At 57.3% G+C, this 12,597-nt stretch carries 9 protein-coding genes and 1 pseudogene; 5 read left to right on the top strand and 5 right to left on the bottom strand.

Annotated elements, in window-relative coordinates:
- Positions 1-205 precede the first annotated feature (205 nt).
- Positions 206-445, bottom strand: coding sequence for a hypothetical protein (locus C9412_RS04665; RefSeq protein WP_107277794.1), 240 nt, complete (start codon positions 443-445; stop codon positions 206-208).
- 1,117 nt (positions 446-1,562) lie between these two features.
- The gene (locus tag C9412_RS04660) at positions 1,563-2,465 is read right to left on the bottom strand and encodes a LysR family transcriptional regulator (RefSeq protein ID WP_181358667.1); all 903 of its coding nucleotides are present in this window, start codon (positions 2,463-2,465) and stop codon (positions 1,563-1,565) included.
- Between the two features lie 271 nt (positions 2,466-2,736).
- On the opposite strand from C9412_RS04660, the gene trxA reads away from it, so the two are divergent.
- The 5 genes from trxA to C9412_RS04635 all read left to right on the top strand — a co-directional run bounded on the left by trxA (position 2,737) and on the right by C9412_RS04635 (position 7,533).
- Complete coding sequence (gene trxA, locus C9412_RS04655) at positions 2,737-3,060, top strand: thioredoxin (protein ID WP_107230874.1); 324 nt, start codon at positions 2,737-2,739, stop codon at positions 3,058-3,060.
- A 98-nt stretch (positions 3,061-3,158) separates the two neighbouring features.
- Positions 3,159-4,574: a dihydrolipoyl dehydrogenase gene (locus C9412_RS04650; protein ID WP_107230541.1), complete on the top strand. Its 1,416-nt coding sequence runs from the start codon at positions 3,159-3,161 to the stop codon at positions 4,572-4,574.
- 195 nt (positions 4,575-4,769) lie between these two features.
- On the top strand, positions 4,770-5,201 hold the full coding sequence (locus C9412_RS04645) for an OsmC family protein (RefSeq protein ID WP_107230540.1): 432 nt from the start codon (positions 4,770-4,772) through the stop codon (positions 5,199-5,201).
- An 81-nt stretch (positions 5,202-5,282) separates the two neighbouring features.
- Positions 5,283-6,056 (top strand): alpha/beta fold hydrolase, encoded by a 774-nt coding sequence (locus C9412_RS04640; RefSeq protein WP_107230539.1) that lies wholly within the window; start codon positions 5,283-5,285, stop codon positions 6,054-6,056.
- Between the two features lie 469 nt (positions 6,057-6,525).
- Positions 6,526-7,533: a lipid A deacylase LpxR family protein gene (locus C9412_RS04635; protein ID WP_258189995.1), complete on the top strand. Its 1,008-nt coding sequence runs from the start codon at positions 6,526-6,528 to the stop codon at positions 7,531-7,533.
- A 1,848-nt stretch (positions 7,534-9,381) separates the two neighbouring features.
- On the opposite strand, the pseudogene C9412_RS04625 reads toward C9412_RS04635, so the two are convergent.
- The 3 genes and pseudogenes from C9412_RS04625 to C9412_RS04615 all read right to left on the bottom strand — a co-directional run bounded on the left by C9412_RS04625 (position 9,382) and on the right by C9412_RS04615 (position 12,516).
- Positions 9,382-10,099, bottom strand: a pseudogene (locus tag C9412_RS04625) (lipid A-modifier LpxR family protein).
- Between the two features lie 398 nt (positions 10,100-10,497).
- Positions 10,498-11,259: an alpha/beta fold hydrolase gene (locus C9412_RS04620; protein ID WP_107230536.1), complete on the bottom strand. Its 762-nt coding sequence runs from the start codon at positions 11,257-11,259 to the stop codon at positions 10,498-10,500.
- 147 nt (positions 11,260-11,406) lie between these two features.
- A complete protein-coding gene (locus tag C9412_RS04615) occupies positions 11,407-12,516 on the bottom strand; it encodes an oxygenase MpaB family protein (RefSeq protein WP_181358668.1) in 1,110 nt (369 codons plus the stop codon).
- Between the last annotated feature and the right edge of the window lie 81 nt (positions 12,517-12,597).

Below are 12,597 nucleotides of genomic sequence, written 5' to 3'. Positions count from 1 at the left end.
ACTGATACTCGGCTCGGTCGACCTTACCATCGCCGTTTTCGTCGTAGAGCTCGAGGAAACCCGCGGAGGTGTGGCCGGCCGGCACCCCCAGGCGGCGGCGCCGCTGGTTGTCGAAGCGCTGGACGACGGCGGCGGTCTTCGCCTCGCGCTGCGGTGCAGCCGTGGCTTCCGTGCCCTTGCTGGCCAGTGCCTTCTACCCGCCCTGTCAGGCCTTCTCGCCCGCAGCATCGAACTCGGCTCGCGAAACCTGGCCGTACCTGTCGCTATCCAGCGCCGCAAAACGCGCCCTGGTCTGCTCGACCTGGACGGCACGCTCGCGCTCGATCTTGGCGACCAACCGATGGCCGCCCACCAGCGGGGACGGGCCCGACGCGTTCTGTGCGGAGGCAGCAGAAGAAAGCAGCAGCGTGGCAACGCACGCACTGGCAAGCACGGTGGTTTTCATGTTGACCTCGAAGGCAGTATTTCAGCGAACTCAGGGATTCAGCACGCGCAACGAAAGCGTGACGCTGTTGCTGTGGCCACCGGGGCACCTGCCGGCGCGGGCGTGCGGTAGCGGGTCAGCGCAATCCAGGTGCCGGCGGCGGAATGCGGGACGCGCACGTGCCCAGCAGCATCGCCTTTCAGGTTTGCAACCTGCCGCGTGCGATCCGAGCTCCACACCGCCTCGGTGATCTCCACGGCCTGATGGGGCAGTGGCTTGCCGTTGTACTGCACGATGAGATCGAATGTCTCACTACGTACAGGTCATTGGAATGGGTGACCGGCACCAGCTCCACACCCTAGTTGCGAGGGGCAAGTGCGGCGTGGTCCGGATTGCCTACGGTGACGTAGCCGACGGCCTGTGTGAACGATTGGGAGTCGGGAATGATCCTGAATGATCCTGACGCCGGCGGGAATCTTCACTGCGGGCTCGCGCGAACTCTCGCGCTTGCCGTTCTGCTCCCATGTGCAGAACGGCGCGCCCAGGCGTGGACCGGTGCTGATGGGGCAAGTGAAGGTGCCCTCCTGGTCGGTGAGCGGGGCACTTAGAAGCCCGCCGGGATTGGCTAACATAAGCGGTCTTTGCCTCGTTCTCGTCCTGCGGTACACAGAGAGGTGCTATCGACAGCGTCGCTCCGGATCCATCCCGAGAAATCTACTGGGTGAGCTGAACTAGAAAAAGGTTTTGACGTCCTCAGATAGCTTGCGCCCAAGTCTCGCTCCGCTCGTTGCGCCCGCCAACTGTCAAGCGTGGCGCAGATTGCGCTTTCCCGCTTGAACCCAATCATTCCAACTTGGTACTTCCGCGCCAGAAGAGCACCTGCTGCCCGGCCAACGGGGCAACGCTTTGATGGATGGATCGGGCGTCCTTCAGGACGCCCGCCCACCTATCGCCTAAACAAATATCTAGCAGGAGGAGGAAGACTCAACATCACCGCGACACGTTAGCATTGCGGTTATTGTTCTTGAACTCCTGTCGCTTCCCTGGACATGAAGATCCAGATCCCCCAGTGGAGTGCACTGATAGTCGAGGCGGGAGGGCGTCGGGCAAATTTTATCCAATCATCAGGAGTGGTGCTTTAATGTTCGCCCAGATTGAGCTCCGCCCAACCATTGGCATGGAATGCTGCGAGGAACGCTGAGGGGTCATCTGTGCGCCAGGCTGCCGCAATGTGGAGTTCTGGAACTGGATCAGCAACTTCCAGAAAAACCAGTCCTTCGACCGGCAGATTGGTCCGTCGACTAGGTATGAAGAGCACTCCCAGACCCGCACGAGCCAAACCGAGGCAAGTTTGGTTCTCCGCACACTCCCTTAACCGTGGTCTGAAACCAGCATCTTCGCAGGCCTTGATTACTTCATCATGCACTGTCGGGTTGTCACGCTTTGCTGGAATGATGAAGCAATCCGCTGCGAACGCAGACAACGGCACCGCACCATTTCGTTCCACTGCAGTCGCATGTGGATGGTCGTCAGGTACGGCCAAACGCATACGCTCGTGGTAGATGGGTTGAACAGTCAGCGTTGGATTGCTGGCTGGCATTAAGAGAAAGCCAAGATCAATCTCAGTCGAAAGCAGTGACTCCACTTGCGCGTCGCTCGTCAGCTCGCGCACCTCCAGCTGGACATCAGGGTGGATCTGCTTGAAGCGTCGAAGAAACGCAGGTGTCACGGTCTGCATCGCCATCGAAGTCGAACCGACTGTGAAGCGGCCGCTACGCTCGGCTACGGCATGTCGCACGGCCCTCTGAACCGACTCGATGTGTGCCATCAGTGGTTGAGCTTCCTTTAGAAGAAGTACGCCGCCTGGTGTCAAAGCGACTCGTCGCGTCGTCCGATCAAGCAGCTTGATGCCAACGGAGTGCTCGAGCTGAGCAATCACACGCGTCACAACCGATTGCGACACATTCAGGCGCTCAGCAGCACGACTAAAGCTAAGCGTGTCCGCCACGTGAAGAAAGAAGCGCAACGCCTTGATATCCACAAATCGGTGTCCTGTAAGGCCGCATTGACATGCTACCACGGACTACTCATCCTGAAATGACAACGGGACTATTGCTTTAATAGCATTAATTAAATTCCAAATTCGCAATGGACTCGCCTTTCTGGTGGTGTACATTTGATGCCGTTGCATCAAGGCGGCGATCTTGAGGCCGTCCATTAGCGAGTCTGCCCCCCCCTCCGCCTTCAGCAAGCAGCCGGATCGAGGGTACGGCGAATCTGAGATCCGACTCTACATCCAGGTGATTATTCTCATGAAGGCACAAGCATCAAGCGCCGCAAGGTTCGCTTCAGATGTCCTCAACAGCAGCAAGCCAGTCCTAGTCGACTTTTGGGCTCCATGGTGCGGGCCTTGCCGCGCGATCGCCCCGGCACTTGATGCAATTGCTGAAGAGTTTCCAGACAAGATCGCCGTGGTGAAAATAAACATCGATGAGAATATAGATCTCGCAATTAAGTATGGCATCCGGTCCATCCCCGCCCTGCGCGTCTTCGAGGGCGGCCGGATCTCCAAATCATTTGATGGTGCAATGCCAAAGAATGAGCTGGAATCCCTCCTAGCCGAGTACCTGTGGTGAACACCATCAAACTACGGTCAGTCAATCTAGCTATCACCGATCTCAGTTTCCTGAGCGTAATCTAGCAGCAAGAATAGTCGATCTAGGAAGCGCATGAGATGAAAATCATCCAGACTGACGTGGCCATTATAGGTGCTGGAACTGCTGGTTTGAGTGCCTACAGGGCAGCAAAGAGTGAGGGAGTGAAGGCTCTTCTAATCGAGGGTGGCTTACATGGCACGACTTGTGCGCGGGTAGGCTGCATGCCCTCGAAGCTGCTGATAGCAGCTTCCGAAGTTGCCCATGCGGCTTCGCATGCGGTGCCTTTTGGAATCCACATCGAGAGCCTTCACATCGACGGCCGCGAAGTTATGGGGCGCGTCAAGCGCGAACGGGATAGATTTGTTGGCGCAGTGATCGCCGATGTCGAAGCTATGCCCAGTGAGGATCGCCTCCACGGACACGCGCACTTTGTTAGCGATCTCGTCCTTCAAGTCGGAGAGAATGTGCAGGTTCACGCATCCAGCATCGTGATCGCAACTGGATCAGCGCCATTGGTTCCTGGCGTTCTCAGCGGCCTTGACGACCGATTGGTGGTTAGCAGCGACCTGTTCGATTGGGACTTATTGCCAGACAGCATTGCGGTGATTGGGGCGGGCGCGATCGGACTTGAGCTTGGGCAGGCGCTGTCGAGACTCGGCGTCCAGGTTGGCTTGTTCGGTGCACGCGGCCATGTAGGGCCACTTACTGATCCTGCCCTTATCTCTAGTGGAAGGAGCATCTTTTCATCTGAACTCTACTTCGAGCCTGATGGCGAAGTGATAGCCGCTAGTCGCGTCGATGACGGGGTCTGCATTCGCTATAAGCGGGAAGATGGCTGTGTGATAGAACGGATCTATAGCTACGCACTTGCGGCAGTTGGGCGTCGTCCAAATCTGGCTGGGCTCGGACTAGAGCACACATCCATGATTCTCGATTCCGGGGGCGCTCCTCAGATCGATAGTCAGACCCTAAGGGCAATTGGTCCTCCAGTCTTCTTTGCGGGTGATGTGACCGGCGCGTTCCAGATAATGCATGAGGCGGTTGGCGAAGGCCGCAGTGCAGGGCGAAACGCGGCCCTGGTCGCGAAAAAGGATGTCATAGCAAACTTGGCACGGCATGTCCCCCTTTCCATTGTCTTTTCTGATCCGCAGATCGCCTTGGTCGGCTTGCGCTATCGCGAACTTCCAGAAGGTGGATTCGTCGTTGGTGAAGCAAACTTTGTAAATCAAGGGCGAAGTCGGGTGATGCTCAAGAACCGCGGAATGCTGCACATCTATGCGGAGCGTGGCACGGCACGTTTCTTGGGGGCGGAGATCATCGGCCCTTCCGCTGAGCACCTAGGGCACCTGTTGGCATGGAGTCTCCAGATGGGGCTGACCGTCGACACCATGCTTGCGATGCCGCTCTATCACCCAGTCGTTGAGGAGAGCCTGCGGACAGCCCTTCGTGATGCCGCAAGGAAGTCCGTAGCGCCCCCACCACTCCTAGGCTGAAGGCGACTGGATTCGTGTGGCGATCCATAGATGCCTATTCACTAATTGGCAGCTCGCCAATCTGGAAAGAGATTGTTGTGACACCACCCTTCCTGACCACGGAGGCACCCTCAGTCGATGACTAATTCATAACCAATGAACACAATGTACATGTGATCGATCATAAACCATTGAATAACCAACCTTGAGGTAATTATGGCTAGCTCAGCAAATGTTCTATCGGTGACTTGGAGCGGAAAAATTTCGGGTGAGGGCCGCCTGCTGTCGCCAACCCTGGATACGAAGATTGCAGTCCCCCAAGAGATGAGAGGAAGTGGTAAGGGTACGCACCCCAAGGAGTTGTTGGCTGCATCCGCCGCTTCGTGCTATGTAATGACGCTTGCAGCCATGATGGATGGGCGCAAGCTCCCTGCAGCTGATATCAAGATCCAGACGACCTTGGCCGGGCGAGAGGCAGGTGGTTTGCAGGTTGCACATGAGGTTCATATTGCGTTCACTGAGAATGCCACCAATGATGAAGTTAAGCGTGCCGAGGAGCTTCTCAAAAAGGCGGATGAGGCTTGCATGATTGGCAACTTGTTGCGAAAGGCTGAGGTTGACGTAACTCTGCGTGGATTCGTGTCCTAATCCAAGCTCCCCCAATCGCTCGAGGGTTCCCAGTCCTTGAGCGATTAGGGTCGGCTATCGGGGTCTCTGTGGAATTATTGCATGTCTAGCCTATCATTCGACTTTCAGGGCGCTTCAGGGGAGCTGCTATCTGGACGTATCGAGAAGCCACAAGGCACGGCGCGCGGCTGGGCTATTTTCGCCCATTGCTTTACTTGCGGAAAAGATAGTTTGGCGGCAGTCCGGGTTTCGCGGGCGCTGGCGCGCTATGGAGTAGGCGTTCTTCGCTTCGACTTCGTCGGACTTGGTAGTAGCGGAGGAAACTTTGGTAGCGCAGGATTTTCCACAGACGTCAATGATTTGGTGGCGGCGGCGCTTGCACTGTCAAACGCAGGCATGGCCCCATCGCTGCTTGTTGGGCATAGCCTGGGTGGAGCAGCGGCTCTATCTGCGGCTGGTGCGATCAAGACGGTTAAGGCTGTCGCAACCATAGGCACCCCTTCCGATGTCGCACATGTTCAGCACTTGCTACAACCGGATGTTGTCCATGAAATCGAGACGGAAGGTGGTTCGATGGTCAGTTTTGGGGGTAAGACCTTCCACCTTAGTCGACGCTTCCTCGATAGTTTGAGGAGGGAGAGCTTGATGTCGCGGGTGAAGATTTTAGGGCTTCCGCTGCTTATTCTTCATGCCCCAAGCGACAACATAGTCGGTATCGATAATGCCCAAGCGCTATTTGATGCCGCGTCGCATCCAAAAAACTTCATCGCGATCGAAGGAGCGGATCATATGCTGAGCTCGCGCGGTGAGTCCGAATATGTAGCCGCGGTGATCTCGGCATGGGCTGAGCCATACCTTCGTACCCCGAACATTTGAGTGCCCGGTGGTTCGATGGCAGTGTCTACCGGAGCGACCCTCTTCATAGGGACTGACGCTAGTCCAGACGGAAGCCAGTCCTTTCAGGGGAGGTACGTCAGTCAGCAGCTGAGGAGCAGGTTTTTAGAAGAGGGAGCTCGCGTAGCGCCCATGGGAATGTTGTCGCAAACACTGCGGCCCAACTAGAGGCTGCGTGCAACTAACTTTGCTTGAATCTATGATCACTATTGTAGGTGGCGTTACCATTCCACGGTCAGTCGCCACGAGGGTAGATTTGATGAATGTTGCTGTTGATCAACATCCATTGAGTGGTCGCAGCTCGTTTTAAGGGTGAGTTTAAAAAAGGGAAATTCCCAAGTCAGACTGGTGTGGCCCAATGCTAAATTGCCATGAGTCATGTTCTTCTTTGCGCGTATCCCTTAGCCCATCTTGGCTCGCGATGGGCTTTGCGGTACTGCAGGCGACATCCATGCCCACTGCTGCTCATGCTACCAGCAGATGCGAGATGGATGGGATTCGCGAACATCCCCCACAAGTAAGTTTCCGCATTGACAACGATCTGTTCGGTGGCCGCCACCAGGATCAGGGCTATACAAACGGCGCAGCACTGACCTTCGTGTCGTCGAACCTGGTCGATCCCTGCCTGCCGCGCATGGCGCGCTGGGTCAATGGCTATCTAGAGCACCTGCACGCTGGTCGGTTCGAGCAGCAGAACATGATCTTCAGCATCGGCCAGGGCATCTTCACCCCGACCGACCTCACCCGTAAGGATCTGATCGTAGATGACCGCCCCTACGCGGGAGTGCTAATCGCCAGCTTCGGCTACAACGCTCGCAGTGGCGACCGCCTGCAAACAACCCAGCTGACCCTGGGCGTGGTCGGTCCATGGGCCCAGGGTAAGCAGGCGCAGAATGCCGTGCACAACGTGCTGGGCGACGAGAAGTTCCAGGGCTGGGATAACCAGCTGCACAACGAGCCGCTGTTCATGCTCACCCATGAGCGTATGCGACGCTGGCCGCACGATGCCAGCATCAACGCGGGCGGCTGGGGTTGGGACGCGATCAGCCATTACGGCGGCTCGGTCGGCAATCTGGCAACCAAGACCAACATCGGTGGCGAAGTGCGCTTCGGCTGGAAGCTGCCGGATGACTTCGGTAGCACGCCGCTGCGTCCCGCCGGCGAGAACACCGCGCCGACCCGCGGTGGCAGGCCGAGCAGCTGGTCCTGGCATCTGTTCGCCACCAGCGATGCGGCCTGGGTGATCCGCGACGTCACCCTGGATGGCAACACGTTCCGCGATAGCCACAGCGTGGACAAGCGCCACATTGTGGCCTACGGTGGCTACGGCATTGCGGTGACGAGGGGTCACTGGAAGTTTGCGATGGCCCGTTACCACAGCACACGCGAGTTTAACGGCCAAAGTGCCCCGCCTGTGTTCGGCAGCTTGACTATTAGCAGAGTGCTGCAGCAAGAGTGAGGGATTGAACCTTTGGGGCTGACTGTAGCTCGCCGCATGGCCCCCTCCCCCTGGAAGTGAACGCCTAGCCCACTTGCGCCGCCTAGCGCTGAAGCAGAGATTGAAATCACTACTCATTTGACTTGGCCAACTTAGAACGAAGGCAGTTCTTTCGCTCAACGGCGCACTGAACGCAAAACGCGAGCAGTCGATCTCTGAGCGAGGCGACATTTCAGCCAAACGCTCAGCACTCCCACCAAGAAGTGCAAATCGCTAAACAGCGGCGACCTCGTCGTGACAGCTGTCTTCAGGCATATCTAGGAGCTCATAGAGAAGCTTCTCGGCTGTTGCCTGGCTATGTGATACGCCAGCATCATTTAGGGCAGCCTTGAACCCCTGGCTCAGAACAATGTCTTCGCACCTCACGATCGGGAACGTGAATCGACCTGAATGTGGTACGAGGCTGCCCGCCTCTCTGGACATCCTCCGTCGGTCGCATCAGTCTCTGGCAAGTGCTCTGAGCCTTCTCGTGCAGGAAGAGAAGGCGCTAAGGAATCACAGCAAGTGGCCGCGAAGAGGATCTCTAGATCAAGTTCACAATTCCGCGTCTTAGGTACCTCGTGAAAAGCTGGCTCCGGTAGCACTCTTCCAATCAAGGTCACGCCGAGCGGCCTGCTCTCCAGCGTCGCTTCGTACCACGGCCGGCTAAGACTTCTGACAGAAGAACGGGTAGCCTTATGGACAGCATTGAACGCTGCACACTGGATGCACTCAAGAGACTATTCGCCGGAAAGCCCACTCATGCGACCATCTAGGCGAGAATGATGGCTGGACACCAGATCATCTTAGTACGCATTGTGGCTATCGAGGCGGGAGTAAGTCGTAACAGTTTTCGCCCGGACTTGGAACGCAATGCCCACGCAACGTCGACCCATGACGCAGTGCCTACCACACCTTGGGACGCATCTTGCTCAGCGCATCGGCCAACGACAAGAACCAATGTTCATGCAGGCGCTCTTGGCGGAGCCGGCCGTTGAATCCCTCCACCATCGCATTGTCCGTCGACATTCTGCGCCGAGAGAAATTCACATCCACGCACTTCTCTTAGACCCAGCGGTCCGTAACCTTCCCGGCGAACTCATCGCCGATTTGCACCTTGACTGCATCAGACTTGCATCGTAGCGACCAGCCATGCCACCACTTCGGCGACATCGTCTGCACGCAAAGACTGATCCAGGGCGATCTCCAGGCACTCCATGCCTGAAGTGATCCAGCACCTGCAGTAACCGGATGCGCCGACCATTGGACAAGGCATCACTGAGAAGGCCCATGCCCCACAGGGCGTCGGGTGCTGTCGCCCCCCCCCCTTTGCACAGCAGTCGGCGACGACAGCTCCGGCTGCAGCATGGCCGGCAATGCCATTAAGAAGGGCCCTCTGCCTTATGGGTGCGATGCGCGCTTACGATCATTCCGCCAGCCCTCCCTTCGCAACATCAACTATAACTACACGCGACCACCGCCGCAACGAATCGGCGCCTGTCCAGTCTCATGCATCCGCCGGCGGATCGCACTGCTGTAACGCGGTTGAGGCAGATAGGAAAGCGCAGAGTGAGACATCGACACAATCCGCGGCGCACGCTACTCACTGCTACCAATTCAGCCCGGCAGCCGCCCACACTGGCACGCTTCTGGGCAGGCTTCAGAGCTCCCATGTGAGCATCTACTGTAGCAGTACTCCGCCTAGGTTCAACCCCAACACCAACTGTTTGAGCTTGCAGCTTTCCTCAACGAGCAATTGCACCCGCTTGAGCTGAGATGCCCTCGTCCGCCCTACTTCTTGCGTCACACGTACAGCGCCGCCTCCGCGATCTAGTGCATCCCGCTAGCACTGAAGCTGCCGAACACCGGCGACTGACGTCGGCCATAGAACTCGCAGGCGCTGTGGCAGCCTTCCACTGCAAACGTCCAGCGCCCGAGCATCACCGCGATGCCGTAGGCGTCCTGGGTGAGCATGTGGCGCTTGTCCACTCTGTGGCTGTTGCGGAACGTGTTGTGTCGTTCAGGGTGATGTCGCGTATCACCCATGCCGCGTCTGTGGTCGCAAGCAGGCGCCCGAACCAGCCCCGGGGGTGGCCACCACTGGTAGGCGCGGCATTCTCGCCGGCCGGCCGCAATGGTCTGTTGCCCAAATCGTCCGCCAGCTTCCAGCCGAAACGCAAATCGCCACCGGCGTTGACCTTGGCTTCTCGGTCGGGGTGAAGATGCCCTGGCCGATGCTGATGATCATGTTCTGCTGCTCGAACTTGCCGAGATGCAGGCCTTCCAGGTACTGGTTCACCCAGCGCGCCATGCTCGGCAGGCAAGGATCGTCGGTGTAATCGAACAGGTTCGACGACACGAAGGTCAGTGCTACGCCGTTGGTATGCCCCCCTCCTGGTGGCGGCCACCGAACAGGTCATTGTCGACTCGGAAGTCGATCTGCGACGGTTGGTCGCGCAGAGTTCTCTGTCCCACATTCTCTGGACGCGTTAACACCAAATGGAAGAGCGAAAGGGAGAATCGAGAGGCTGATTGCAATAGGACGCAGAGAAGGACAGGTGCCCACAATCACTTGCATCTCATATACCTCATTCTTCAATTGCTGTGTAAAAGAGCCAGCCAACGCGCAGACGCAAAGCATGATCCGATGCCAAGCAAAATTCGGCTCGGAACGAACTCTCCGCCCTTCCAGTTCGTAGAGGATAATGAATTAATTATGCACTAGATCAAATTCACCCCACGAAAAGCACCTTGATCGACTGGCATCTTTTTCTCACGACAAAGCTCCGGCGCTGTGCGGGGGGCTCGAAGTTAGTATTCTGCAACGACCTTGCTATTGGTGTGAGGCGGCACTTCCTCGTCGTAGCCCATCGGGATTCCGGAGAGAATCCAATGTTTGAAGTGGCCGATCTGCGGGTAAATAGGTATGTGCTTCAGCGTTACCCACTAGCATTGTCGCCAGCTAGTAGATCTCGCGATCCTGTTGCTAGACACAGACTGTGTGATCTGGATAAGCGCTTCGACAAGCCGCTCAGGCATTGAGAAGAACGGTGAGTGATCGCTTGGAAGTGACATGGCGATGAGGCCGGGGTAGTACTCAATCATCTTCTCTTGCTTTTCAAGTGGAATAGCGCGATCAAACTCTGCTTTGATGAAGTACTTGGGAACCAACCCAAAACGCCCAGCTGTCGTTTCAATAGGAAACATCATCGGCTGGATGGGGTCAGGGCAAAGCCTGTTGATATGCCTTGACGCCTGCGCCTCGTCCAGTATGTTGTAAAAGACCGCCGATGCCTGCTCGCGGACGATAGTGCAGGTTCCGGTCGTTTGCTCCATGACCACCGGTATGTCAGCGCCCACGCCCAGCTCCATTGCCACGTCGAGCGCTGACTGGCCTGGACGCGTCAGAATCGCAGTTAGATAGACTAGTGCGTACAATTTTTCCGGGATCCGCTCAGCCACGGCGGTAATGACAACACCGCCTCTGCTGTGCCCGACCAGCATCACCCTTCCCTCGAGTTGGCGGATGCGGTCAGTGATGTCATCCACCCATCGCGACATGACATCCCCTTCCAAAGATGCCTGGTCCGACCCCATCCCTGGGAGATCGGGCGCAATGACGTCATAGCCTAACCCTTCGAGAAGCGGGCCAACTTCCTCCCAGCACCAGCCACCGTGCCACGCACCATGAATCAGGACGAAATGCATCAGATCATGCCCCTTATCTGGAGTTAATTAAGCGCGAGTCGCAGTCCACCGCCTAGAGGGCAAGCGCAGAGATGAGCTGCGCTCTGGTGGACTTATAAGAACCAGAGCAGAAACCCTCTGTAGTATCCTTCGAGCCATTCTTTGCGCTCACTTGCGGGTCGCCATGACCTTCAGACCACCTGCCTCGTGATGCAGGCGGCGCGCGTTCTCGATCAGTTCCACACCATCTGGCCCCCACATCAGACGCTGCACTCGGGATTCCGATTCGGGCCGCTGCATCCACTTGATCCAATCCTGCGAAGAGGTCAACTGCTCTGCCAGGTCCGCTCGTTCGGCCGGGCCAATTCCTACAATCTCTTGCATCCATTCAGGAAAGCTTGCCTTTACCAGCGAGGCAATCGGCCCGACCACTAGCTCGGACATCGCATCGGCCGCCATCTGATGCGACGGATGCCAATTACGCTTGACCATCTCGTCCATTAGCTTGGCGATGTCCACCCCATCCTCCGGACTCACCCAGGATGTGTCGCTGTGCCCAAATAGAGACTTGTACTTCTGGAACAGGGCCTCAACTTCCGCCATCGAGGTCGGGATCTCTTCCTCCGACGCCCCCACTAATCGCAGGTAGGGAATCCAGTCGCGTACATACTGGTCGCGTAGTTCTGGGCTCAACTTGTGTGGCTTGGTGTCTCCGTGATAGGCAAAGGCCTCATAGGCCCACAGGATGGGCATCATCTCGGTGATCGCTGCCCACATCGCGTCGCGTGGCTCGGCCGCAGCATACCCCCCCAGCTCCGGCAGACTCACATCGATGATCGAGCCCCGCACATGCCCGTGAATGCGATGCAGGTATTCCGCCATGCGTTTGGCTGTATTGGTGTCACCCAACCACATTGGTGCGTGCAAACCAGAATTACGCTGCGTGCGATGAAACCCGTCAAACACAGTGAACGTTCCGCGCCGCGCTTTGTGCATCACTCCATCACCATCCCGTACACCTGCAGGTACCGGGCGATACAACACTTGCAGTGTCCCCTGCGCACCGGTCTCGAAGACGGCGGTGGCCGGATGCAGCAGTACCTCCCAAGCCACCGTTCCAGGACCAAAGATCCCGTAGTCCGGCGTGCCGTCCGGCTTAGTCGAGGCACCTGCCGCCACTGGGGCACCAAATCGCCGCCACCGATCCTCCGTCCCCAGCAGTTCTTCTTCAGTGAGAACAAAGACTGCCGGCTTCTGGTGAGATGTTTCGCCTTGCATTCTCATAACGATCTCCTGTCTATACCGCTACATAAACATGCCACCGCTCTCTGGACGGACGCTTCGTTCAAGGGGGGACGA

Source organism: Stenotrophomonas sp. Nf1, from assembly GCF_003028475.1.
Classification (GTDB): domain Bacteria; phylum Pseudomonadota; class Gammaproteobacteria; order Xanthomonadales; family Xanthomonadaceae; genus Stenotrophomonas.
Note: the sequence above shows the minus strand (reverse complement) of the source record. Positions and strands in the feature narration are given on the sequence as shown.

Coding starts and splice junctions, on each gene's coding strand:
- C9412_RS04640 (WP_107230539.1), top strand. CDS start 5,283: ATGTCTAGCCTATCATTCGACTTTCAGGGCGCTTCAGGGGAGCTGCTA.
- C9412_RS04615 (WP_181358668.1), bottom strand. CDS start 12,516: ATGCAAGGCGAAACATCTCACCAGAAGCCGGCAGTCTTTGTTCTCACT.
- trxA (WP_107230874.1), top strand. CDS start 2,737: ATGAAGGCACAAGCATCAAGCGCCGCAAGGTTCGCTTCAGATGTCCTC.
- C9412_RS04620 (WP_107230536.1), bottom strand. CDS start 11,259: ATGCATTTCGTCCTGATTCATGGTGCGTGGCACGGTGGCTGGTGCTGG.
- C9412_RS04645 (WP_107230540.1), top strand. CDS start 4,770: ATGGCTAGCTCAGCAAATGTTCTATCGGTGACTTGGAGCGGAAAAATT.
- C9412_RS04635 (WP_258189995.1), top strand. CDS start 6,526: ATGCCCACTGCTGCTCATGCTACCAGCAGATGCGAGATGGATGGGATT.
- C9412_RS04650 (WP_107230541.1), top strand. CDS start 3,159: ATGAAAATCATCCAGACTGACGTGGCCATTATAGGTGCTGGAACTGCT.
- C9412_RS04665 (WP_107277794.1), bottom strand. CDS start 445: ATGAAAACCACCGTGCTTGCCAGTGCGTGCGTTGCCACGCTGCTGCTT.